The 24730-nt window shown below is 71.5% G+C and carries 15 protein-coding genes and 1 pseudogene; 8 read left to right on the forward strand and 8 right to left on the reverse strand.

Annotated features, from left to right (window positions below):
- The first annotated feature begins 84 nt into the window (after positions 1-84).
- The 7 genes from ACH4VO_RS09115 to ACH4VO_RS09145 all read left to right on the forward strand — a co-directional run bounded on the left by ACH4VO_RS09115 (position 85) and on the right by ACH4VO_RS09145 (position 8410).
- Complete coding sequence (locus ACH4VO_RS09115) at positions 85-1131, forward strand: methyltransferase (RefSeq protein WP_360988764.1); 1047 nt, start codon at positions 85-87, stop codon at positions 1129-1131.
- A gap of 26 nt (positions 1132-1157) precedes the next feature.
- Entirely contained in the window at positions 1158-2543 is a 1386-nt protein-coding gene (locus ACH4VO_RS09120; protein WP_360988761.1) for a DUF6002 family protein, read from the forward strand.
- Positions 2531-3652 (forward strand): hypothetical protein, encoded by a 1122-nt coding sequence (locus ACH4VO_RS09125; RefSeq protein ID WP_360988758.1) that lies wholly within the window; start codon positions 2531-2533, stop codon positions 3650-3652. The genes ACH4VO_RS09120 and ACH4VO_RS09125 overlap by 13 nt, the downstream gene beginning before the upstream one ends.
- A gap of 2 nt (positions 3653-3654) precedes the next feature.
- Positions 3655-4779, forward strand: a complete 1125-nt coding sequence (locus ACH4VO_RS09130) for a hypothetical protein (RefSeq protein ID WP_360988755.1) — start codon at positions 3655-3657, stop codon at positions 4777-4779.
- Positions 4780-4784: 5 nt separating this feature from the next.
- On the forward strand, positions 4785-6146 hold the full coding sequence (locus ACH4VO_RS09135; protein WP_360988752.1) for a hypothetical protein: 1362 nt from the start codon (positions 4785-4787) through the stop codon (positions 6144-6146).
- Complete coding sequence (locus tag ACH4VO_RS09140; RefSeq protein ID WP_360988749.1) at positions 6143-7063, forward strand: TauD/TfdA family dioxygenase; 921 nt, start codon at positions 6143-6145, stop codon at positions 7061-7063. The genes ACH4VO_RS09135 and ACH4VO_RS09140 overlap by 4 nt, the downstream gene beginning before the upstream one ends.
- Before the next feature lie 111 nt (positions 7064-7174).
- On the forward strand, positions 7175-8410 hold the full coding sequence (locus ACH4VO_RS09145; RefSeq protein ID WP_360988747.1) for an MFS transporter: 1236 nt from the start codon (positions 7175-7177) through the stop codon (positions 8408-8410).
- 215 nt (positions 8411-8625) lie between these two features.
- Here the strand turns inward: ACH4VO_RS09145 and ACH4VO_RS09150 are convergent, their stop codons facing one another.
- Together ACH4VO_RS09150 and ACH4VO_RS09155 are read right to left on the reverse strand one after the other, a co-directional pair.
- Positions 8626-9990 carry an extracellular solute-binding protein gene (locus ACH4VO_RS09150; RefSeq protein ID WP_360988744.1) on the reverse strand — a complete coding sequence of 455 codons (1365 nt, stop codon included), beginning with the start codon at positions 9988-9990 and terminating at the stop codon, positions 8626-8628.
- A gap of 3 nt (positions 9991-9993) precedes the next feature.
- A complete protein-coding gene (locus ACH4VO_RS09155) occupies positions 9994-11574 on the reverse strand; it encodes a class I SAM-dependent methyltransferase (RefSeq protein ID WP_360988741.1) in 1581 nt (526 codons plus the stop codon).
- 261 nt (positions 11575-11835) lie between these two features.
- Here ACH4VO_RS09155 and ACH4VO_RS09160 point away from each other — a divergent pair, with 261 nt between their 5' ends.
- The gene (locus tag ACH4VO_RS09160) at positions 11836-13965 is read left to right on the forward strand and encodes a molybdopterin oxidoreductase family protein (protein WP_360988738.1); all 2130 of its coding nucleotides are present in this window, start codon (positions 11836-11838) and stop codon (positions 13963-13965) included.
- A gap of 48 nt (positions 13966-14013) precedes the next feature.
- On the opposite strand, the gene ACH4VO_RS09165 is transcribed toward ACH4VO_RS09160, so the two are convergent.
- The 6 genes and pseudogenes from ACH4VO_RS09165 to ACH4VO_RS09190 all read right to left on the reverse strand — a co-directional run bounded on the left by ACH4VO_RS09165 (position 14014) and on the right by ACH4VO_RS09190 (position 24485).
- Complete coding sequence (locus ACH4VO_RS09165) at positions 14014-15378, reverse strand: FAD-binding oxidoreductase (RefSeq protein WP_360988735.1); 1365 nt, start codon at positions 15376-15378, stop codon at positions 14014-14016.
- 340 nt (positions 15379-15718) lie between these two features.
- A pseudogene (locus tag ACH4VO_RS09170) lies at positions 15719-16217 on the reverse strand (RNA-guided endonuclease InsQ/TnpB family protein); the annotation flags it as partial.
- 119 nt (positions 16218-16336) lie between these two features.
- Entirely contained in the window at positions 16337-17851 is a 1515-nt protein-coding gene (locus ACH4VO_RS09175; RefSeq protein WP_398440908.1) for a 4-hydroxyphenylacetate 3-hydroxylase family protein, read from the reverse strand.
- A gap of 70 nt (positions 17852-17921) precedes the next feature.
- Positions 17922-19526 carry a tyrosine 2,3-aminomutase gene (cmdF, locus tag ACH4VO_RS09180; RefSeq protein ID WP_398440909.1) on the reverse strand — a complete coding sequence of 535 codons (1605 nt, stop codon included), beginning with the start codon at positions 19524-19526 and terminating at the stop codon, positions 17922-17924.
- A gap of 11 nt (positions 19527-19537) precedes the next feature.
- The gene (locus tag ACH4VO_RS09185; RefSeq protein ID WP_360988727.1) at positions 19538-22708 is read right to left on the reverse strand and encodes an AMP-binding protein; all 3171 of its coding nucleotides are present in this window, start codon (positions 22706-22708) and stop codon (positions 19538-19540) included.
- 544 nt (positions 22709-23252) lie between these two features.
- Complete coding sequence (locus ACH4VO_RS09190; protein ID WP_360988724.1) at positions 23253-24485, reverse strand: cytochrome P450; 1233 nt, start codon at positions 24483-24485, stop codon at positions 23253-23255.
- Positions 24486-24730: the final 245 nt, after the last annotated feature.

Below are 24730 nucleotides of genomic sequence, written 5' to 3' on the forward strand. Positions count from 1 at the left end.
ACCTTGTCCGAGACGGCGTGTAGCCTCCCTGAGGTCTTGCTCGATTTCACATCAGTCACACCCTTGAAAGGGGCTGCATAGCTGATGAGCGATTCGCAAGAATTCGACCGCGTATACGAGAGATTTCAGCTCATCGTCAATGGGCCGGCACTCTTCAATGCCGTCGTCACGGCGCTTGAGCTCGACGTCCTCCCCTTCGTTTCGCGCCACCCGGGTGCCACCTTCGAGGAACTGCTCCGACACGTCGGAATCGAGCCGCACAAACTGCGCGTGCTGATGCTGGCGTTATGCGCCACCGAACTGGTGGAACGGCGCGACGGCGGATATGTGAACTCTCAGGTCGCCGAGGAGCATTTGGTCACGGACCGCCCCGAGGGGTGGCGGGACACACTTCTCGGCTGGCGAAGGTTTCAGTATCCTGCCTTTCCGCACCTGACCACTGCCCTGCGGGCTGGAACGAACGAGGCGGCACTCGCTTCCTATCCCGGGCCGGGAAACACGCTCTACGACCGGCTGGCGAACGACCCGGAATTGGTGGAGAGCTATCACGACTCCATCGGGCCTTTCACACATCTCTTCGCCCACGCCCTCCTGGACAACGCCGAGATCGCCCAGGTCGGCCGGCTGCTGGACGTCGGCGGCGGTGACGGTACGACCGCGATCAAGTTCGTCCGGCAGTACGCGCACTCCACGGTGACCATCTTCGACATGCCCAGCGTGTGCCGACACGCGGAGAGCGGACTCCCGGACGATGTGAAGGGCCGTGTGCTGACGCACCCCGGCGACCTCTTCGAGGACGACTTCCCCCGCGGCTTCGACGGCATCCTGTTCAGCCACTCCATGGAGGTCTTCTCCCCCGAGCACGGCGTCAAGCTGCTGACGAAGGCCTACGAGGCGCTCCCTCCGGGCGGGAAGATCTTCCTCTACAACATGTGTGCCCCCGACGACGAGAACAGCGGACTGCTCTCCGCCCGGCTCTCGCTCTTCCTCAACGTCCTGGCGAGCGGCGAGGGCATGGCCTATCCGCCCAAGGACTACGCGCAGTGGCTCACGGAGGTCGGCTGCAGCAGCGTCCGTTCGTACACCGGGCTGCCGTACGAGCACGCGCTCGTCGTCGGCGTCAAAGGATGACCACCAAGCAGGGGAGGACCCAGCCGATGACGTCGCCCCCACTTCCGGCGGCCGGCACCGGGACCGCGGCCGGCAACCTGATCACCGACCACTACGAGCGCCTGCCGGCAGTGGTGGCCGCTTGCGTGACCGACCCGGTCGCCCGCCCCGGCGCCGAGGGGTTCCGCCCGGCCTTCGCCTTCCCCGCGCTCGACCCGGCCACCCGCGCGTACTACTCCGCGGCCACGGCGCGCTGGCAGCCCCTCGGGCACTACCGGGGCCACCCGCTCACCCTCCTGGACCTCACCGGCAACCCGGAAACCGGGACGACGAAGACGTTCGCCTCTCTCCTCATCGTCGCGCGGGCCGTCGAACACATCCGGCGCACCGGCACACCCGTCATGCTCTGCACCCCGACCTCCGGGAACAAGGGCACCGCACTGCGCGACGCCGTCCTGCGTGCCCTGGACGCCGGCCTGGCCGAACCACACGAACTGCGGATCACCACGCTGGCCCCTTTGTCCAGCCACGACAAGCTGCGCCGCTCCCGGCTGTCCACGGACAGCGAACTCCAGGCACTCAACCCCCTGCTGCTCCTCGACTCGGAGCGGGCCGAGGACGTCAAGCCCTTGGCCCGCGCCTTCGCCGACGCCCATGCGCAGGCCTGGGCGCGGGAGACCGGCGGACGGCTGTGGTTCTCCCTGGAACTCGAGAACTACCTGGTCGCCGACGCCGCCCGGGCCTTCTTCGAGAACCGCGTCGCCCCCTGCGACCACGGCCCCAAGAGGCTGCACGCGCACGCGGTCTCCAGCGCCTTCGGGCTGCTCGGCTACCACCAGGGCCGTTCGGTCCTGGAGGAGGCGGGCGAGTCCTCGCCCGAGAGCCGGCCCGCCTCCCTCCTCGTGCAGCAGCTCAGCACCCCCGACATGGTGCTCCGATGGAAGTACGGCAGCTTCGACCGCTCCCACCTGCCGCACTACACCCTCGACCCGGCCACCGGGCTCCACTTCCAGCACGAGGACCCCGCCTTCCCGCGCACCGTGCACCACCTCGACGAAGTACTCGACCCGACCTTCTACACCCACCGGCCCGCGACCTCCCCGGCCATGAACGAGCTGATCGACCGACACGGCGGGGCAGGCATCGTCGTCTCCCTCCAGGAATGCCTGGAGCGTTACCCCCTGATCTCCGGGCTGCTCGGGGGCTCTGCGGCCCGGCTCCCCGACGACCCGCGCACACTCACCGAGTGGTCGCTCGTCATGGCACTGACCGGCGTCCTCAACGCCATCGACCGTGACCTCGTCCGTGACGGCCCCGTCGTCGTCCACGGCAGCGGCACGTACGCGCGCGGTGACTACGACGCCGTCGACGCCGCCGACTGTCACGTGGTGCGCTCGGTCGAGGACGTAGCCGCCGCGGTGTGGAAGCGTTGAGCGGCGCGCCCCACCTGGTCGTGCTGGGTACCGGGGGCCTGGCTCGCTCCGTGTGCTGCTCACTGGCCTGCACCCGGTCGGGGCCGCTGCGCGTGACCGTCGCCGGCCGCGACGCCCGGGCGGCGGACGAGATCGCCTACCTCGCCGGAAGCAGAGCCCTCACGTCAGGCGCACCCGTCCGCTTCGACGCGGCGGGCATCGATCCGGGCAGCCACGATGTCGAGGCACTGCTGGCTCGCACGAGCCCCCGGATGCTCCTCGTGTGCGCCTCCGTCCAGTCGCCCTGGGAACGTACCCGGCAGCCCAGTGGCTGGACCGACCTGATCGCCGAGGCCGGGTTCGGCCTCACCCTGCCGCTGCAGGCGGAGATACCGGTACGGGCTGCCCGCGCCGTAGCCGACGCCGCCCCCGACACCCTGCTGGTCAACGCCTGCTTCCCCGACGCGGTGAACCCCCTGTTGAAGGCGCTGGATCTACCGGTGCTCTGCGGCATCGGCAACACCGGCCTGGTGGCGGCGTCCCTGGGACACGCCCTCAGCCTCGGCCCCACCCCCCGGCTCAAGGTCCTCGCCCACCACGTTCACCTGCACGCACCCCTCCACCCCGCCGACGAGGCGCGAGCCTGGCTCGACGACGCGCCCCTCACCGACGTGACCGCGCTGCTGACGCGCCAGCGCGCCACCGACCGGGAGCGGTTGAACCTCGTCACCGGGCACACCGCGGCCCTCCTGATCACCTCGCTGGCGCACGGCTTACCCCTGCACACCTCGCTTCCCGGTCCGCACGGACTACCCGGCGGCTACCCCGTGGCCGTCCGGGACAGCGCGGTGACGCTCGTCCTTCCGCCGGGCCTCACCGAGCAGGAGGCCATCGCGTGGAACGTCCGCGTCGGGGCCGGCGACGGAGTGATCGTCGAGGACGGCCGTGTCCGCTTCACCGGACCGGCCCCGGCCGCCGTCACCGCGCACGCCCCCGCCCTCGCGGAGGGCTTCGCGGCCACCGTGCTCGACGAGGCACAGGCCGAACTGAAGGCCGTACGTGACCGACTGCGTCGGCGCGCCGCGCGACCCGACCGCCAGACCCCACCGCCTCGGCTGGAGGAACGATGACCGTGAGCGCGCTGTGGGACGGGCTCGGCTACCGCTGGCGAAACGGCGACGGCCGCGTCGTCCTCGGTGCCCACCGCGCCGTCGACGCTCTGCGCGGCATACGCCCGGCGAGCCTCGTCTCCCACACGGCCGAGGGGGAACTGGCCATTGGCTGCCGGGGCCCTGCGGCGAGCGTCGGGCTGACCCTGCCGTTCCTGGAGGAACGACGCGAGCCGCACGCGGGGCCCGCCGCCCGGCGGACCACCGGTGCCGCGGGCCACGCCGGCACCCCTGATCTGCTGGTGATCGCGTGCACCGCCGCCGGCGCGCGGCGCCTCCCGGACCACCGGGCGCTGCTGCTGCCGCTGCGCCTCTCGCTCCAGGTCCCGGTCGGCGGGGGCACGGCGCCGCTGGCACGTGTGTCGGCGAAGGACCGTGGCCACTACCGCCGCCAGCGCACCCGCCGTGCATGGGTCTTGGAACGCTCCACCAGTGCGGCCGACTTCACCTTCTTCTACGACCGTATGCACCGGCCGACGATGGCCCACAGACACGGTGCGGCCGCCCGCTCCGAGCCTCGCCGCAGCGCCTACTCCTGCATCTTCCGCCAGGGTGCCCTCCTGTTCCTGCGTGACTCCGGCACTCGCGTGGCGGGCATGCTCTGCAGATGGGAGCCGGCCCGGCGCAAGCTGGTGATTCGGCTGGCCGGAGTGCTCAACGGCGACACCGCCCACTACCGCTCCGGCGTCTCGATGGCTCTGTACATCGAAGTGCTCGACTGGGCGGCCCGCCACGGTGCGGACGTCGTGGACCTGGGGGGCTGCGAGCCGTTCCTCAGCAAGGGCACCTTCCAGTTCAAGCGGAAGATCCACCCCGAGGTCTCGCTCCCCACCAACCATTGGGGCGGGCAACGGGTCTGGCTTCGAGCCCGCCGCGACAGCGAGCCGCTGCGCGATTTCCTGGTGAGCAATCCACCGGTCGCCGTCGACGGCCGGGGACTGCTGAGGCCCGTCTACTTCCACGACCACGACCGGCCACCCCGGACCGAACTGCGCTGGCGGACCCCGGGCCTGGCCGAACCTCGGTTCGTCGACCTCGACCAGTTCCTCGCGGGCACGCCCCATGCCCGGCCGACCCGATGGAGGTAGTACCAGTGACCGAACGGCCACTCGCACGGCCCGGCATCGGCCGCCCCACCCTCGTCCGCCGCCACCCGGTGCCCGAGGTACTGCGGATGCTCCGGTACGAACTGCGCGACTGTGGCACCCGCATCGACACCGAGCGAGCTCCCCTGGAGCCGTTCGTCCTGCCCGGCCCCGTGTACGACGAGCTGTTCGTCGCCGCGGCGGGGCTCCTGGCCCTGCTGAGACGCGCGGTTCTGGAGTCGGCGCCGACCCGCGCAGGGAGACTCGCGGCGCTCGGCCTCGCACCTGACGGCGACGACTACCCGCTCTTCACCGACGACGACCTGTTCGAGGAACGCTTCTGCGCCGCGATGGCCCGCCCGGACGTGATCCTCGGCCCGCACGGACCGCAGTTCATCGAGTTCAACGTCAGCGGCGCGTTCGGCGGCCCCACCGAGACCCACCTGCTGTCCCGCTTCTGGACCGAGGTGTACGGCGGTCAGGACGAAGCTCCGTTCACCGGCCACGACCCCCTGGAGGCGCGTGCCGCCTTCTTCGAGAACGTCTGCGAGGAGCTGGGGCTGGAACGGGCGGTCGCCCTGGTGGGCAGCCCGTACGAACAGGACCAGGCGGCAACCTCGCGCTACTACGACATCGAGGCCGAGGTCCTGCGTCGCCGCGGTCTGCGCGCCGAGTTCTTCGAACCGGACCGGCTGCCACACGGCCTGGGCCCGCCGGAGCGGCTGGACTTCCCCGTCGGCCTGCGCTACTTCGCCACCGCCGACTGGATCAACCGCGGACAGTCGCTGGACCCGGTGCGCTCGGTGCTGGACGCGGGATGCCTCCTGCTTCCGCCCCAGAGCAGCTATCTGCTGGCCAACAAGAAGGTGCTCGCCTGGCTCTCCGAGGGGCTGCCCTGGATGACGGAGGCGGACCACGCGCTGACACGGCGGTACGTCCCCTGGAGCAGAGTCGTGGGAGACGTCAAGGCGCAATGGCGTGGACGCCGGGTCGACCTGCCCGACCTGCTCGTGTCCGCCCGGGAACGGCTCGTCCTGAAGAAGGCCATCGGCATGATGGGCCGCGAAGTTCTCATCGGCCGGCTGAGCACTCCCGCGCAGTGGGCGGCCGAGGTGGAACGCGCCCTCGGTGACGGGGACACGATCGTCCAGGAGTACACCGAGTCGGTGCCCTACGAACTCGACATGTGTGAAGCGTCGGGCACCCACGCCGAACGGGTCGCCGTCGCGCCCGTCCTGAGCCCCATGGTGTTCGGCCACCGGCCGGGCGGCTGTTACGCCCGCTACTTCCCCTCCGGGGAGAGCGGTGTGGTCAGTGTCTACGGGCAAGGCGCCATGGAGAACGCCGTGATGAGAGGAGTGCCGAGGTGACGCGAAGCGTGATCGGACACGGGACCGGCCTGCGGGTCAGGCGCCTCACGGGCAGCATCGGCGCCGAGGTCGCCGGCGTGGACGTCCGCGCAGTGGACGGTGCGACGGCCGGGGCGGTCGCCCGGCTCGTCGAAGAACACGGAGTGCTGTTCTTCCGTGGCCAGTCGACGGACCCGGCGGACCTGACTCGCCTCGCCTCCCTGCTCGGCCCTCTGCAACCCGCGCACCCCCTCAAACCCGGACTCGCCGGCCATCCGCACGTGTTGGCCAACCAGACCGGCGGCGTGACCGCGGACGACATGCGCTGCCGCGACCGCTACAACCGGCACGCCACCAACTGGCACGTGGACTGCACCTTTCTCCGGGACGTGCCGGTCTATTCGCTGCTTCAGGCCGTGACCGTGCAGCCGTTCGGCGGGGACACCCTCTTCGCGGACCTTGCCGGCGCCTACCGCTGTCTGGCCCGTCCCCTGCAGGACCTCGCTTCCCGGCTCAGCTGTTCGCACGACGCCAAACTGCTGTACGCCGACTGGCTGCTCCCCGGCAGCGACGAGGAGAGCAGGGACCGGCTGCTCGCCCTGCCCGTCGTCACCCACCCCCTGGTGGCCCTCACCCCGGGCACCGGCCGCAGGACCCTCGTCCTCAACCCGAACTGCGTCACCGGCATCGACGGGTTCTCCCAGCTGGAGAGCGACACCCTGCTGGAGCTGTTCCTCGCCCACACCCTGGTCCCCGAACGGACCGTCCGCTGGAAGTGGGAGCAGGGCGACATCGCCGTCTGGGACAATGTGCGGCTGCTGCACAACTACGTACTCGATCATGGTTCGGGTGAGCGGCTGATCCAGCGTGCGATGGCGGGCGCCGCCCCGCTCGTCGGACCGGAGGGCGGCACGAGCGGGGCACCGCCGAGTGCCTGAGCCGCCCCGGAAGCCGCATGACCCCAGATAGACGGAGCCGAAGTGGACGAAGTCCGACCCTCCAAGCGCGCACCACGCCGACGTTTACTGGCCGACACCCGTCCCCTGAGGGTGTCCCCCGAGTACCGCCGTCTGTGGGCCGGGCAGTCGCTCTCGGCGATCGGCAGTCAGATGACGGCCGTGGCCCTGCCCTTCCAGGTGTACGCCCTGACACACTCCACCCTGGCGGTCGGGGTGCTCGGCCTGACCACCTTCGTCCCTCTGGTCGTCCTGGGGGTGCTGGGCAGCACGCTGGCGGACGCCATCGACCGGCGCAAACTCGTGCTGATCACCAGCAGTGGCCTGGGTGCCGTCGCTCTCCTGCTGGCTGTGCAGGCCGTACTCGGCCTGCACAGCCTGGCGTTGCTGTACACGCTCTCGGTTCTGCACTCCTGCCTGTTCGCCCTCGACCAGCCGGCCCGCCGGGCCTTCATCCCGCGGCTGCTGCCTGCGGAACACCTCCCTGCCGCCGCTGCACTGTCCCAGCTCTCCTTCCAGGCCAGCATGACCGTCGGACCACTCGTGGCCGGTGTCGTCATCGCGACCGCCGGCCTCGAAGCGGCCTACGTGCTCGACGCCGCCACCTTCCTCCTGGGTCTGTACGCGGTGCTCCGGCTCCGCGCGATGCCCCCCGAGGGCGGCGGCCAGGGCCCCGGCGTCGCCGCGGTGGTGGACGGGCTGCGCTTCGCCCGCAGGCACCCGCTGATCGCCGCCGTCTTCCTGGTCGACCTGAACGCGATGGTGCTCGGCGCACCGCGAGCCCTCTTCCCCGCCCTCGCCGAGACTCGCTTCGACGGCGGCTCGCAGACGCTGGGCCTGCTCTACGCCGCCCCGGCCGTGGGAGGCATCCTCGCCTCGGTGTTCTCCGGGTGGCTGGGCCGCACCCGCCGCCAGGGCAGGGCGATGATGGTGGCGGGCGCGCTCTGGGGGCTGGTCCTGATCGGCTTCGGGCTCAGCACCGCCCTGTGGGTGGCGCTGCTGATGCTGATGGCTGCGGGCGCGTGCGACGTCGTCAGTGACGTCTTCCGCACAACGGTCCTCCAGGTCAGCACACCGGACCGTCTGCGAGGCAGGCTCAGCGGCCTGGACTTCGTGGTCAGCGCGGCCGGCCCCCGCCTCGGTGATCTCCGGGCGGGCGCGGTGGCCCAGTTCACTTCCCCCGTCGTCGGTGTGGTGAGCGGCGGTATCTCCTGCGTCGTGGGTGCGGTGCTCCTGGCCTGCACGTTCCCGGCGCTGCGCCGGTATGACGCCTCGGCCGCTGGTCCGGCGTCGGGAGAGACGGAGAGCGAGGCGGCTGTGCGGGGGTGAGAGAGGGGCGCCGTACGAGGCAGTGCTCACGGGGGTGCCCCCGGGGGGTGCGTGGGCGGGTGGTCGGCGGGTCGGCGGCGCCGGTGCGGGGCGCCGCCGGCCCGGCCGCGGGAGCGGTGTGTGGTCCGCGGTCCGCGCGGCCGTGGACGGGTCGGCGCCGGCATCGGCCGCGGAGCGGATGGGTCGTTCTGCCCGGTCGCGTCCGGGGTGGTGTCTCAGGCGGTGCCGGAATCGCGGTCCGGCGTGCGGGGTGGCGGTTCGGCGGCTTCGGGCCGGTGCGGGGCGTGCCGTCGGTTGTAGTCGTCCAGCCGTCGCTGCGCCGTGACGGTCGCCTGCGCGAAGCGCCTGGCGGGGTCGGCGTCCCGCTCCAGTACGTCCCTCATCGCCTGGACCAGGTCGGCGTGCATGGTCGCCAGTTCGCCGACCAGCGCGCCGGTCGCGGCCGGCGTTCCGTCGGAGGCGTCGAGCTGTTTCGGTGCCTGGAGGTGGTGCGGGTTCTCGGCGAACCAGCCTTCTGCTTCCAGCAGGCGGTGCGCACCGTGGGTCACCGGGATGAAGCCGCTCGACCTGTGCCAGGCGGCGGCGCTTCGCGGATTGAGCAGGTACTGCAGGAATGCCAGCGCGCCGTCCTGCACTTCCGGCGGCAGGCCGGCGGCCAGGAACAGGGAGTCGCCGCCCAGGACGTCGCCGCAGTACGGCACGGCGCTGTTGTGCGGCAGGCCGCCGGTGAGGACCTCGATGCCGGCCTGCGCTCCGGCCGTCACCACGGGCTGGGCCATCACGGAGGAGTTGCAGAGGAATGCCACCCGGCCCTCGATGAAGGCGTCGAACGTGCCGGCCCAGTCCTGGGCCGCGCCGGTGTGGAGGTACAGGCCGTCCTTGTGCAGCCGCTGCCACCACGTGGCCCAGGCCAAGGTTTCCTCGGAGGCCAGGTTCACTGTGCGGGCCCGGCCGCAGCGGCCGTTGGCGTGGTCGGCCAGCAGGCCGCCCTGCTGGCACACGGCGCCCTGGAAGAACCATCCGTCGACGGCCCACGTGATGGCGTGGGAAGGGCCGCCGTCGGTCTGCACGACGGCCCGGCAGGCGGCTTCCAGGCCGTCCCAGTCCTGCGGCACCTCGGTGATTCCGGCCGCTCGCAGCATCGTCATGTTCGTGTAGAGCAGGCCCGTGGAGACGCTGAAGGGCATCGATACCAGTTCGCCGTCGTAGCTGTAGTAGCGGCGTGCGCTGTCGACGAGGTCGTCGATGACCACGGGCTCGCCGAGGATCTGCCGGCGTGCGCCGACCGCTCGCTGCACCGGGGTGAACAGTGGGCCGCCGGTCGCGGCGAGCGCGTCGCGGGCGTGCTGGGTCTCGGTGAAGAAGACGTCGACGAGCGCCGGGACGCGGCCTTGGTCCAGGAGGTGGATGAAGTCCTCGCGGCCGGTCCCGGTCCAGTACCGGTACGTCGAGATGCGGATCTCGTAGTCGGGATGCGCCGCCCCGAACTCCGCGGCCCGTCGGCGCACGGGGTCCAGGAAGCCCTCGAACGGGTGGTCGGCGAGCAGGATGTCGACGACGATCCGGCCGTCGTCTCCCATGCCTCAGCCCTCCCGCTTCGCGGTGAGGAACACGAACGTCCCCGGTCCGGACTCCTCGACCACGTCCAGTCCGGCGGCGGCCAGCCAGGACCGGATCTCCTGCGGCTCGAACAGCAGGTAGCCCTCGGGCCGGGCGGGGAAGATGTGGGAGCGCTGGAAGTAGCGGTACACCGGGTCGTCGGCCCAGCGGAAGGTCATCAGGGTCAAGGTGCCGCCGGGCTTCAGGCAGCGGCCGATCTCTGCGATCGCCTGGGCCGCGTCGGGCATCGCCTGCAGGGCGTTCCAGCAGTTGACGGCGGCCAGGCTGCTGTCGGCGACGGGGAGTTCCAGGGCGCTGGCCCGGACGGCGGCCACGTGGGGCAGTCGGCCGCGCAGCCAGTGGAGCATGGCGTCGTTGAGGTCGAGGGCGATGACCCGGTCGGCGCCGACGGTGTCGGCGACCACCCAGGTCCAGCGGCCGGCGCCGGCGGCGAGGTCCAGGACGGGGGCGTCGGTGCGGGTGGCGGCGGTGCGCAGCCGGTCGGCGATGTAGGCGTCCTCGATCGCCGGTGTGACGGTGCCGTCCCAGTTCTGGCCCATGATGCGCAGGAAGGCGGGGCGCAGTCCGGCCTCGTAGTGCCGGCCGACGGTGCTCATGACGGCGGCGTTCTGGAGTACGTCGGCCTCGACGTCTTCGGTGGCGTCGCTCACGCCGGCGCCTGGGCGCTCCCGGCGGGACAGGTCGAGGATGCCGCCGGGGGCGAGGGGGTAGAAGGTGGCGCAGCCCTGACAGCGGGCTCCCTTGTCCTGGAAGGTGAGGGTGCTGTGGCAGGAGGTGCAGCACAGTGCGGATCGGTGCCGGGCGAATGTGGTGCTGTCGGGGGTTCCTGGGGGCTCGTGGGGGGCCGACCAGTACGGGTTGTGGTCGACGACCGGGGTGGGCATGTGGTGGGCCATCGACCACAGGGCTTTGGCGCCGGCCGTGGCCCAGAGGGTGCGGGTGTCGTCGTCCCAGGTCGCGGTGATCTGCTCCGGTGTCAGGGTTTTTATCCAGGCCCGGTCGAAGTCCCGTTCGTGCTCGTCGATGTCCCAGTCGAAGGGGGAGGGCCAGGCCCGGCCCAGGTCGGGGTCGAGGTGGTTCAGCCGGGTCAGTCCGCGGTCCAGTCGGGTGCGGTCGTCGGGGTCCAGCGGCACGTCGTTGAATGCGGACCGGATGCGGGTGCGGTCGTCGGGGAAGTGCGAGAGCAGGTACAGCAGTGCCAGGGTGAGCGGTGTGACGGTGGTGGTGGTGCGGATCTCGTCGAGGAAGGAGTCCATGCCCTGGCGTACGGCGGTGGCGACGGGGCCGTCGAGCAGGGGGTACTCGGCTTCGGCGAGCAGGCCGAGGGTGATCGCCAGGTAGCCGCGGTGGGCGGTGTCGGTGTCGTTCCAGGCGTCCAGCAGATCGGGGACGGCGTCCCGTGCGCGGGCGGGGTCGTGGAGTGCTCCGTCGGTCCAGAAGGTGCCGACCAGGCGGCTGAACGCCTCGGCCAGCGCTGGGGATTGTGCTTCGCGGAAGGCGGTCAGCGGTGCGGCGGCGGTGGCCGGCTCGGCGTTCGGAGCCATGGCGAGTCCTCTCTTCGGCGGTCCGCCCCACGATCGCTTGCCCGGCGGTGGCCGACATCTTCGGGAATGCCCAACCGGTGTGCTCCCTGCGCATCCAGCAAGAAGGGTGCGTGCCGCGTCGCTGCTAGCGTCTGGGGGTGATCCGGACCGTGTGACGCCGGTGTGGTCCCGCTGCTCTGCTTCCATGGCCGGGAGGCCCGGCCGGTGGTGGTCCGGGGGGTGGGCCCGGGGCGTCGGCCCACCCCGAACTCGGGAGCGAGCATGAAGACTGCACTGCGGACGTGTCCCCTGTGTGAGACGTCCTGCGGGTTGCGTCTGACCCTGGACGACGCCGGCTCCGTGCTGCGGGTCGAGGGTGACAAGGACGACCCGTTCAGCAAGGGTTTCCTGTGTCCGAAGGGGGCGGCGCTGGGCCGGCTCGACGAGGATCCGGACCGGCTGGCGCGTCCGATGGTCCGGGTCGACGGGCAGTTGCGGACTGCCAGTTGGGAGGAGGCGTTCGCCGAGGTGCACCGGGGGCTCGGCGGGATCATGGCGGCGCACGGCCGGGACGCGGTGGCGTTGTACTTCGGCAACCCGACGTTCCACACGATGGCCGGGTTCCTCTACCGGCAGCCGCTGACCCGGACTCTGGGCAGCCGCAACGTGTATTCGGCCAGCACCGTCGACCAGATGCCCAAGCATGTCGCCAGCGGCCTGATGTTCGGCGATCCGATGGCCGTGGCCGTCCCGGACCTCGACCGCACCGACTACATGCTGATCCTCGGGGCGAACCCGGTGGAGTCCAACGGGTCGCTGTGCGTGGCGCCGGACTTCAAGGGCCGGCTGCGGGCTCTGCAGGGGCGCGGCGGCAAGGTCGTGGTCGTCGATCCGCGGCGTACCCGCACCGCCGAGCTCGCTGACGAGCATCTGTTCATCCGTCCCGGGACGGATGCGTACCTGTTGTTCGGCATGGTGCACACGCTGCTGGCCGAGGGGCTGGTCTCGTTGGACGTGGAGGTCACCGGTCTCCCCGAACTCCGTGTGCTGGCTGGCGATTTCACTCCGGAGGCGGTGGAGGCGGCCTGCGGCGTGCCGGCGGCGACGACGGTGCGGCTGGCGCGGGAGGTCGCGGCGGCGCCGTCGGCGTGCGTGTACGCCCGGATCGGTACCTGCACGGCCGAGTTCGGCTCGACGGCCCAGTGGCTGGTCGACGTCATCAATGCCCTGACGGGGAATCTGGACCGGGCGGGGGGCGTCATGTTCGCCAAGACCGCGGGCCTGGAGATCTTCCGCAGCGGGCAGCCGTTCGCCACCGGTGCGTGGCACAGCCGGGTGCGCGGTCTGCCGGAGGTCCTCGGCGAGTTCCCGGTGGCCACGATGGCCGACGAGATGGAGACGCCCGGGGAGGGGCAGGTCCGGGCGCTGGTGACGGTGGGGGGCAATCCGGCGTTGTCCGCGCCGGGTGCCCCGCGTCTGGCGCGGGCCCTGTCCGGGCTGGATTTCATGGTCTGTGTCGACCCCTACCTGAACGAGACGACCCGGCACGCGAACGTGATCCTGCCACCGCCGCGGATCCTGCAGAGTCCGCACTTCGACTTCCTGGTGCAGATCATCATGGTCCGTAATTACGCCCGCTTCTCCCCGCCGGTGCTGCCGCTGGGTGAGGACCAGCGCTCCGAGGCCGCGATCCTGGCCAAGCTGTTGCTGATCCTGAGTGGTCAGGGCCCCGAGGTCGGCCCCGAGGTGTGCGAGGAGATGCTGCTCGGGCAGATGCTCGCGGCCGTTCCGGAGCTGCGTGAGGGCCTGGAGGGTGCCGACGGGACCGAGCGCATATTGGACGCGCTGCTGAAAATGGGGTCCTACGGTCTGTCGCTGGAGGCGATGCGGCAGGCCCCGCACGGTCTGGATCTCGGTCCGCTGGAGCCGCGGCTGGAGGAGATCCTGTGTACCGCGTCGGGGAAGGTCGACCTGGCTCCGGCGGTGCTGGCCGCCGATGTGCCGCGGCTGCTGGAGCGGATGCGGGACCCGGCCCCGCAGATGGTGCTGATCGGACGCCGGCACCTGCGTTCGAACAACAGTTGGATGCATAATGTGCCGTCGCTGGTGGGCGGGAGCAACCGGTGCACGCTGCAGATCCATCCGCGGGACGTGGCCCGCTTCGGTCTCGGGGACCGGGCGCGGGTGCGGTCCGCGGCGGGCGAGGTCGAGGTGGCGGTGGAGGCCACCGAGACGATCATGCCGGGGGTGGTGAGTCTGCCGCACGGGTGGGGTCACCAGGACAGTGGGCAGTCCGTGGCGCGCGAAAACGCCGGTGTCAACGCCAACGCGCTGACCGATGAGCTGGTGGTGGACCCGGTGTCGGGGAACGCGGTGTTCAACGGGGTACCGGTGAGAGTGCTGCCGGTGTGAGGACGGCTGCGCCGCGGCGCCGTGCGTGATGCACGGCGCCGCGGGGGGTCAGTCCTGGTCGGCTCCGGCCGGCAGGACGTTGACGTTCAGGTGAAAGACGTTGCAGGGGTCGTACTCGTGCTTCAGGGCGGCCAGCCGTCCGTACACCTGCTGCGGGTAGACCGCCTCGGTGTCCGCCGGGAGGATGTCGCTCAAAAAGCCGCTGTAGGCGCCGGACATCGAGGGGGCCAGCGCGGTCCAGAACGCCTCGTAGGCGGGCAGCAGCGGCTCGTTCCCCTCGGGGGAGCCGAGCAGTACGCCCATGACCATGGCCTGGGTGGAGCGGTGGGGGAAGGCGGTCGCACCCTGCGGCACCCGGTTCAGGGCGCCGCCGATGCTGCGGATCTCGACGTACAGGTTCTCGAGGGTGGCCTGGGCGGTGAGGATCGTGGTGACCAGGTCCGCGGTCAGGGCCGGGGTGAAGCGGTTGCGGACGCGCGGGCGCCAGCCCGGGGGAAGGTCGCCCGCGGGCTGGAGGGCGTCGCCGTAGGGCATCGGGCGGACCTGGTCGTCCACGACGGTGCCGAGTTTGCGGATCGGGTCGATGGCCGCGTTGGCGGCCTCTTCGTCCTCGCCGGCGTAGCAGACCATGATGGCCAGGGGCGGGGCGGCCTCGCCGAAGGTCGGCCAGCACATGGCGGTGGCGGTGAGCTCCTCGGGTGCGGAGTCCATGTGTGCCGCCCAGCCGCTCAGGACGGCGGCGGTCTCCTGGGGGGCGAAGGAGATCTGGCCGAAGAAGACCTGGGAAATGGGTTGTGCCATCACGGTGAAGGAGGTCACCACGCCGAAGTTGCCGCCGCCGCCGCGGATCGCCCAGAAGAGGTCCGGGTTCTCCTCGGCGCTGGCCGTCAGGATGCGGCCGTCGGCCGTCACGACGTCCGCGGCCACGAGGCTGTCCAGGGCCAGGCCGTACTTACGGGCCAGCCAGCCGATGCCGCCGCCGACCAGCAGGCCGCCGACCCCCACGCTGGTGGTGTCGCCGGAGGTGAAGGCCAGGCCGTGCGGCTGCAGTGCGGCCGCGACCTGGTCCCATTGCGCGCCGGCGCCGAGGCGGACCAGGCGCTCGGACTCGTCCACCACCTCGATGGAGTCCAGGTGTGCCAGGTTCAGGACGAGGCCGCCGACGTTGGTGCTGAAGCCGGCGTTGCTGTGGCCGCCGCTGCGGGTGGAGATCTCCAGGTCGTGCTCGCGCGCGAACGCTATGCCGCGGGCCACGTCCTGGTTGCTGCGGACCAGGATGATCACGGCCGGGTGCCCGGTGTGGACGATCAGATCGGTGAGTTCGTCGTATCCGGGGTCGCCCGGTACGAAGACCTCACCGGTGACTTCGGCCCGCAGGCAGGCGATGTCCGCGGGGTCCACGTCGCTGTTCATGATGGTTCTCTCTTCTTCCGTTGAGGAGCACCCGTCGGGGCTGTCCTCTTCCTATACCTGTCGGTCGGAGCCGGAGCGCGGATCAGGACATGCGTCGGCACACCGGTTTCCGCGGCCCGGGCGGGCACAACCGTCCGGGCACGTCCTGCGGGGGCTTGTCCCACGGTGAGGTGCACCGTCTGCGCAGGGTGAGGGGGCGTCACGTCGCGCCGGGTGTCCGTGTCGCCGGCTCTGTCATCGGACCTCCTCGGGCATCTCGAAGAACGGCCGGACCTCGACGGCGGACCACTGCGCGTCCGGGATCGTGACTCCTCCCCCTGGTGAACGAGGGGGTTTCCCGCTATGCCTGGCTGGCGTCGCGAGGGACCAGCCCGGCCCGTAGAACGTTGACGGCTCCGACTGTGTCTGCGTGCGCGGTGTGGCCGCACGAGACGCAGTGGAACTTTTCCTGTGTAGGCCGGTTCTCCTTCGCGGTGTGCCCGCATTCGGGACACCGCCGGGAGGTGTTGCGGGGGTCCACGGCGATCACTTCCCGTCCGGCGCTCTCAGCCTTGGCGTGCAGGATCGTCAGGAACACCCCCCCCCCATCCGGCATCGGAGATCGAGCGGTTGAGCCCGGCCTTCGCGGCGGCCCCGTTGGACAGAAACGCACCTGCCCGGCCGGGGTCGGGCCTGGGTGCGGGTGCCTTTTGCATGGTGCGGATCGTGAGGTCTTCGTGCGCGATGAAGTCGTGTGCGATGAAGTCGTGTGCGCGGACCGGACTCAGCGCGATCTTGTGGGCGTGGTCGAGCCGCTGACGCCGGACCTTGCCGTGGAGCTGGGCGACCTTCTCGACCGCGTCGGCGCGTTCGTGCCCTCCATGAGCTCCCTGGACGTCCCCCTCCCCCTCTTCGCGGATGCGGATGCGGCCGCGGTCGTCGGCCGTGGCGTCTTCGGTCGTACCGGTGTGCCGTGGTGTCAGCGCCGGTTGACGAGGTGGTTGAGGTCCGGGAAGGACTCCAGGTCAGGGACCGTCCAGCCGTCCAGGTCGTACTCGGACATGCATTGCTCGGCGAACTTCTCGTAGCCGGCCAGCTGACCGGAGGCCAGTTGGCCGGCGTACAGCTCGACCCGGGTGTTCTCGTGGTTGCCGGAGTAGTTGCGTTCGTACAGTTCGTGCCGGCTGCCGAACTCGCTGCCGATGGCGTCCCACAGCAGTTTCATGAGTTTGACCCGCTCCATGGAGGTGACCCCGCCGGAGCCGCGGACGTACTTGTCCAGGTAGGGCCGCGTCTGCGGGTTGCGGAAGTCCTCGGCGCTGGAGGGGACGTAGATCAGTCCGCTGGCCACGTCCTGCAGGATGATCTCGCGGATCCTCGGGTAGCCGACCTGCATGAACCACCGGTAGGCCATCCCGTAGTCCCCGTTGGGCAGCACCGCTCCGTCCTTCCACGGGACCGGGTTGCGGGCGGCCGCGTCGGACAGCCCCCAGAACAGGTTCCGCCAGGCCAGCACCTCCCCCAGCCGGCTCTGCACGCCGCGGAAGTCCCGCACGCCGGTGACCTGCAGCGCCTTGGACAGCAGGCCGGCCAGGAACTCCAGCTTCACCGCGAGCCGGATGCAGCCGTGGAAGGTGAACCGCTCGGGGAAGCCGGAGCGGGCGGTGAACATCTGCACCTTGCCCAGGTCCCCGTAGATGAAGACGTTCTCCCAGGGGATCAGGACCTTGTCCATCACGAGGATGGTGTCGTTCTCGTCCAGCCGTGAGGACAGCGGGTGGTCGAAGGGGCTGCCGGCCACGGCCGCGGTCGCGGTGTAGGACGGCCGGCAGATCAGCTTCACGCCAGGGGCGTCCATCGGCACGGTGGCCACCAGGGCGAATTCCCGTTTGCGGATCGGCAGGCCGTAGTGCGCGATGAAGTTGTAGTGGGCCAGCGCGGAGCCGGTGGCCACCACCTTGGCGCCGCTGACCACGAGTCCCGCGTCGGTCTCGGCCTCGACGTGCACGAACACGTCGGCGACCTCGTCCGGCGGCCGGTCGCGGTCCACCGGCGGATGCACGATGGCGTGGTTCCAGAACAGGACCTTCTCCTGCGACTCGCGGTACCAGCGCCGGGCGTTGTCGGCGTAGTCCCCGTAGAAGTCGGCGTTGGCGCCGAGGGTGCCGAGGAAGGAGGCCTTGTAGTCGGGGCTGCGGCCCATCCAGCCGTAGCTCAGCCGGGCCCAGGCCGCGATCGCGCCCTGGGCGGCGACGAGGTCCTCGGCGCTGTGCGGCGTGGTGAAGAAGCGGTGGGTGTACCCGTCGCCGCCACCGTCGACCGGGCAGGTCAGGACGTCGCGGTAGCGCTCGTCGTGCAGGGCGTCGTAGAGCCGGGCGGTCATGCGCACCGGGTTGTGGAACGCCGGGTGCGTGGTGACGTCCTTGACCCGTTCGCCGTATACGTAGACCTCGCGGGCGTCGCGGAGGCTTTCCACGTACTCCTCGCCGGTCATCGGCCGAGTGGGCATTGCTGTCCTGCCTTCCTGTCGGTCCGCCGGGCCCCGGGGGCGGCGGACGCCGGTGTCAACGCAGTTGCACGCCGCAGTCCTCGACGGCGGTGGCGAACTCCCCGCGGGTCAGTGCGGCGGCGACGGTCTCGATGTCGTCGGCCATGTAGCGGTCCTGGTTCAGCGGCGGCACGAGCGAGCGCACGGCGTCGTAGGTGGCGCGGCCGGCCGGTCCCAGGCCGTCGTAGCGCCCGGAGACGTCCACCGCCGAGGCGGCGGCCAGGAACTGCACGGCCAGGATGTACTGGTTGTTGGCCAGCACCCGCCGGGCGTTTCGGGCGGCGATCAGGCCCATGCTGACGATGTCCTGGTTGTCGCCGTTGGACGGGACGCTCTGGGTGCTGGCCGGGCCGATCGTCCGGTTCTCGGCGACCAGCGCCGTGGCCGGATACTGCGCCCCGGCGTACCCGCTGCTCAGACCGGGGTCGCCGGCTACCAGGAACTCCGGCAGGCCGTAGCTCAGGTGCCGGTTCAGGACCCGGTTGAGCTGCCTTTCGGCGAGCACGCCGAGCTGGGTCAGGGCGATCGTGGTGAAGTCCATGACGAAGGCGACCGGCTGGCCGTGGAAGTTCGCTCCGTGGAAGACCTCGTGGTCCTCGAAGAACAGGGGGTTGTCGTTCGCGGAGTTGAGTTCGGTCCGCACGCGGGCCGTGGCGTGCGTCAGGGTGTCCCGGACACTGCCCAGCACCTGTGGCATGGCCCGCAGCGAATAGGCTTTCTGCAGGTAGATCTCGGTCCGGGTGACGTCCCCGTCGTCCTTGGCCGCGGCGACCTGGCGGCGCAGGTCCGCGTGTTCGACGGTGAGCGCGCTGCCGCGCAGCAGGGACCGCATGTTCGCCGCGGTGTCGATCTGGCCGGGGTGCGGCCGGGCGATGTCGTGGCCTTCGGGCTGGAAGGGTCCCATCGACCCGCGCATCGCCTCCACCAGCAGCGCCGAGCCGATCTCGGCGTGCCGCACCTGCTCCAGCGACCGGTCGACGATCAGCGCGCCCAGCCCGGTCATCGCGGAGGTGCCGTTGATCAGTGCCAGGCCCTCCTTGAACTTCAGCTCCAGCGGGGTGATCCCGAGCGAGCGCAGCACCGGGGCGACCGGGCGTGGGCCGTCGGGGCCGAGGAAGTAGCCCTCACCGATGACGGTGGAGGCCACGTGCGCCAGTGGGGCGAGGTCTCCGCTGGCGCCCAGTGAGCCGATCTCCGGGATCGCGGGTATCAGGTCGGAGTTCAGGTACAGGGCCAGTCGCTCCAGGATTTCCGGCCGGACCGCCGAGTAGCCTTTCGCCAGGGCGTTCAGGCGTGCGGTGAGGATCGCGCGTGCCTGGTCGTGCGGGAAGAAGGGGCCGACGCCGGCGCTGTGGCTGCGGACGAGGTTGGTCTGCAGTTCGGTCTCCCGCGAGGGGTCGACGAGCATGTAGATCATCTCGCCGTAGCCGGTGGTGACGCCGTAGACAGGGGTGCCGGCGCGGACCACGTCCTCGAAGACGGCGCGGCTCTTGCCGGCCTTGGCCAGTGACTGGGGTGTCAGTGTCACCTCGGCCCGTTGCTCGGCCACGCGGCGGACGGCGGGGATGTCGAGCGTTTCGCCGTCCAGGACGGCCGGCTCGCTGGTGGGGGTGGTGGACACGGGGTACTCCTTCATCGGGTTCGGTCGACCAGAGCTGCCAGAGCCGCCAGGCTCTGATGTGCGTAGAACTGGGGGACGGTCACGTCGGTCGCGAGGCGCCGGTGTACCTGGTGGAGCATCTGCGGGACCAGCAGGGAGGTGCCGCCGACGGCGAAGAAGCTCTGGTCGGCGTGGGCCGGCGGCGTGCCGAGCAGGTCGGTCCAGATCGTGGCGAGGTCTGTCTCGGTACCGGTCGCGGGGCGCCGGGCGGCCGCGTCGCGTTCGGCGGCGGCGACGGTACGCGCCAGTTGGGGGCGGTCGACCTTGCCGGTGACGGTGCGCGGGAGACGGTCCAGGGTGCGGTACAGGGCCGGGAGCAGTGAGCGGCCGAAGCGCCGGCGCAGGTGGGTGCGCCACTCGCCGGGTGAGCCTTGGGGGGTGCCGTCGGGTGAGGTGCGGGGGACGACGCAGATGACCAGGCGGGCGGCCAGGCCGTCGCGGTCGGCGCCGGCGACGACGGCGCAGTCGGCGACGGTGGGGTGTCCGGCCAGGGCCGCTTCGACGTCGGTGAGTTCCAGCCGGCTGCCGTAGAGCTTGATCTGGCTGTCCTTGCGGCCGCGGTATTCGAGGGTGTTGTCGGGGCGGCGGCGGGCGAGGTCGCCGGTGCGGTAGCAGGGTGCGTCGAGGGACGGGAGGGGGGTGAAGGCGGTGTGGTGGGGGTCGGCGAGGTAGCCGTCGGCGACGTAGGGGCCGGTGATGACCAGTTCGCCGGTGACGCCGGCGGGGCAGAGGCGGTCGGATGCGTCGACGACGAGGACGCCGCGGCCGGGGATGGGGCGGCCTATGGGGACCGGTGCGGTGGAGGGTTTCGCCGGCGGGCCGGTGGGTGCGCGGGTGGTGTGTGCGGGCCGCCGGTGGACGGGGTGCCAGGTCGCGGCGACGGTCTCGGTGGGGCCGTAGAGGTTGGCCAGGCGTAGCAGTGGCAGTGCGGTGAGCAGTCCGTCGGCGAGTTCGCCGGGCAGGGCTTCGCCCATCAGCAGCAGGGTGGTGAGTGTGCCCAGTCGGTCGGCGGTGCGGCGCTCGGTGAGGACGCGGAGCAGTTCGCGGGCGAAGCTCGGTACGGTCTGGAGTACGCCGATGCGTTCGGTGGCCAGCCAGTCCAGGAGGCGTTCGGGGTTGGCGCGGATCTTCTCGGGGACGGGGCACAGGGTGGCGCCCGATCCGAGTGCCGCGAACGTCTCGGCCAGGGCGGGGTCGTGTTCGGCGGCCACCCATTGGGCGACGCGTACGCCGGGGCCGAGGCCGAACTCGGCGGCCATCCACGCGGTGAACTGTGCGAGGGCGGCGTGTGTGTGCGCGATGCCTTTGGGGATGCCGGTGGTGCCGGAGGTGAAGGCGACGTAGGCGCGGTCGGTGAGGCTCGGCGGTGGGGGCGGGGAGGGGGTGGATGCCTGCGGCGCCGGGCCGGGTTCTCCCACCGTGACGATGGGGGCGCCGGTGGTCGTGCGGTACCGGTCCAGGAGTGGGTCGGGGCCGGGGGCGGCGGTGTGCGGGGGTGCGGTCGGTGCGGGGGCCACCAGCATCGCCACCGGCTTCAGCGCGTCGAGGACTGCCCGGCCGCGGTCCCCGTTGTCGGCGGTCCCGAACCAGCACAGGTGTGCGCCGGCCGACAGCACCCCGAGCAGGGCGGCGTACTGCCGTACGCCCACCGGGAGCCGTACCGCGACCGGATCACCGGCCCGCACCCCGGCGGCCCGCAGGTCGTGGGCGATCTGTGTCGCGGTGGTGTGCAGCGCGCGGTAGGTCAGTGTGCCGTCGGGGCCGTCGACGGCCACCGCGTCCGGGTCCTGCGAGGCGTGCCTGCTGATCGCGTCCACGACCGTGTGCCCGGGCGCGCCGTCGTCGGCCCGCCGGTCGTTCTCGTCGGCGGCGCGTGCGGTTTCGCCGGGGCTGTCGAGTGCCAGTTCGCCGACGGTGGTGTGGGGAGCGCGGGCGGCGTGCCGGAGCAGGGTACGGAACTGTCGCAGGATCATCCGCGCGGTCTCGGGCTCGTACTGGTCCGCGTCGTAGAGCAGGGTGGTGGCCGGTCCGCGGCCGCTGTCGTCGATGTGCAGGAGCAGATCGGCGGGTGCCGGGCCGTGGTGTTCGGGGCAGGGTTCGACGGCGGTACCGGGGATCGTCAATGCCGGCCGGGGCCGGTCCTGGTAGTCGAACACGACATCGCCCAGCGGCACCCGTCGCGCGTCGCGGACGAGCGGCAGCGCCCCGAGCACACGCGCCAGCGGGACGGTACGCCGGGCCATCGCCTCGGCGGCCAGTGCCGTGCCGCGTGCGAGGACGTCGTCGAAGCGGTGCGTGGCCTCGATGTCGGCCGGCAGGATCAGGGTGTTGGTGGCCGGGTGCGCTCCGCCCTGCGGGACCGGTGCCGCGACGGCGACCCGGTCGGCTCCGGTGTAGCGGTGCAGGAGGATCTGGAAGGCGGTGAGCATCACGGCGTACGGGCTGCTGCGACTGGCTTCGGCGCGGTGTGTGACGGCGCGGCCGAGTTCCGGGTCGGCCGGGGCGCTGACCGTTCCCCAGCGTCCTGAGGCGCGGTCCGGGCGTGGGCGGTCGGCGGGCAGGGGGAGTTCGCCCGGCAGGGGGGTCAGCGTACGGAGCCACCAGGCCAGTGCGTCGGGTGAGGAGGCGGTCTGCGGGGCGGTCGCTGCGCCGTGGGGGGTGTCTGTCAGGAGGGCTCTTCCGGCGCAGAGTTCGGTCAGTTCCTCGACCAGCGTGTCCAGGAAGTCCTCGTCGGCGAACGCGCAGGGAACCGTGATGCGCAGCCGGTGCTCGTCGGGCTTGTGACGGGTGACCGTCATCCGTGCTTCGGGTACGCCGTCGGGATCGGGCCCGCCGCCGGGTGTTTCCGACTCCCGCTGGCAGGCCGGTGCGCTGTCCGCTTCGCGCAGCCACAACGCCTGTGTCCCCGCACGCGCCCAGATTCTTCGCACCGGTGTGCCGTCCCGCAGCACCAGTGCCGAGCGCAGTTGTTCGTGCCGGTCCACGAGGGTCCGCCACGCCACGGCCAGCGCCGCCACGTCCAGGTCGCCGACCACCCGGTACGTCCGGTGTCGCGGTGCCGGCTGGTGACCGAGCGCGCGTAACAGCCACAGCCCTTGCTGTGCGTCGGTCGCCGGCACATGCCGGTACGCGGGGTCGGTCATGGACAGCCTCCATCGGTCGCTCGGCACTGCAGGGGAAGGGGACGACCGGCACGCCGTGGCGCGTCGGGGGTCCGGTTCGCGGCGAGCGGCTTCCTGAACTACACAATGACGACCGGCGTCCACCTGCGGCATCTCCTGGAGTGCGGGTGTGATCGCCGGTCCTGCGCACCGGACGGGGGTGTGGCGGGGGGGGCGGACGGGTGCCGTCGCGCTTTCGGCCCGGCCCGGTGCTCGCCGTGTTTTTGACGGTGTGTCAGTTGTTGGCGTGGGGGGCGCCGGGGGCGGTCTCGGTGCGGGGAGGGTGCCCTCGGGGGCTGCCTTCCGGCGTCCTGGGGGCGGGGTGCCTCTCCCCCGGCGGTGGCGAGGGGTCGCCCCGTACGCCGGGCCGTTCGCCGCCGCCCGTGGGGTGCCACTTGTCCTGTTCACCCGTCCCGGGAGGGCCGGGCCGTTGTTTCGTGCCGGCGAGGTCGGGGTGGTGGGCGGGGGTGCGGGGGCGGCCGGTCAGGGCCGCCGTGTCAGTGCGTGCGGGGTGCTGCGGTGCGCCTCACAGATGGACCGGCAGCTCGAGTCGGCCGTTCATGATGAAGGTGCCCTGGCCGGCCAGTTCTGCCGGGTCCACCGCGAGCCGCAGGCGGGGGAAGCGCGTGAACAGTTCCTCGACGGCGATGCTCACCTCCATCCGGGTCAGGGCCGGGCCGACGCAGCGGTGGGCGCCGTGGCCGAACGCCACGTGCCGCTTGTCCGTGTGCCGGGCGTCGAACTCCCCCGCGGCGTCGCCGTGCAGCTCCGGGTCGCGGCCGGTCGCGGCGTAGCCGACCACCACCGGGTCGCCGCGGGAGATGGTCACGCCGGCGATCGTGACGTCCTGCGTCGCGAACCGGAACGGCAGGTGCGCGACCGGTGCGTCGGTGCGCAGCGTCTCCTCCACCACGTCGTCCCAGTCCACTGCGCCGCCCTCTGCCAGGGCGCGCTGGCCGGGCCGGGTCAGGAGCGCGAGCGCGGCGTTGGTGATGAGGTTTCTGGCGGGTTCGGCACCGGTGTTGAGCATCAGCTGGGCCAGGCCGACCAGTTCGGCGTCGGACCCGCTGTCCGCCCCGGTCACCGGGCACCCGCTCGGCTGGGCCGCGACCAGATCGCTGATCAGGTCCTCCCCCGGTTCCAGGCGTTTGTGGGCGACCAGGGCCTCGATCTTGCTCCGCAGCGAGGCGAACTCCACGGCCGCTTTCCGAGGGTCGGGTTCGACGTATCCGGCGCGGTCCAGGATGCCGTCCGGGTCGCCGTCGGGTACGCCGAGCAGCTCGCCGATGACGCGTGAGGCCACGGGGTGTGCGTAGCGCGCCTTGAGGTCGACGGGTTCGCCCGGCCGCTGGGCCGTGTGGTCGGCCAGCTCGTCCAGTGCGCGTGTCACGATCCGCTGGATCCGCGGTCGCAGCATGGCGATCCGCCGGGGGCTGAACGCACCGGCGACGAGGCGGCGTTGGCGGGCGTGCGGTTCACCGTCGGCGGTGGACATGTTGTCCATCCGGGCCCAGACGATGAGCGGGAAGTCCGGGCCGAGGGTGCCCTGGGCGTAGGCAGGCCAGTGCCGGCGGGCGTTCTTGGCGAACCGCTCGTCGGCCAGGACCTGCCGGGCGGCGTGGTAGCCGGTCACCGACCAGGCCTCGACCCCGCCGGGCAGCAGCACCCGGGTGATCGGCCCGCGGGCCCGGAGCCGGGCCGCCTCTGCGTGGATGTCGGTCCCGGCCGGGTCGATGACGAAGAGCGGGTCGTCGTCCACGTCTGCCTCCTGTGAGGGCGGGTGAGGAGTGGTCGTTCCTATGGTGTCCGGGGGCGTCGCGGCGGGCGTCTTCCACGGTGCGGACCCGGCTCCCGGCCGGAGGGGGCCGATGGCCGTGAGGCCGGTGCGGGTGGTGGTCCGGATGTGCGGGCCGTGGGCCGGACATGGCGTGCGCTCGTTGTCCCAACGGGGCTTGGGGTGGAGCGGAATGGGGCACGGACCGCAGGTGGCGGGGTTGCGGCACG

The organism is Streptomyces sp. NPDC020780, assembly GCF_044334475.1.
Classification (GTDB): domain Bacteria; phylum Actinomycetota; class Actinomycetes; order Streptomycetales; family Streptomycetaceae; genus Streptomyces.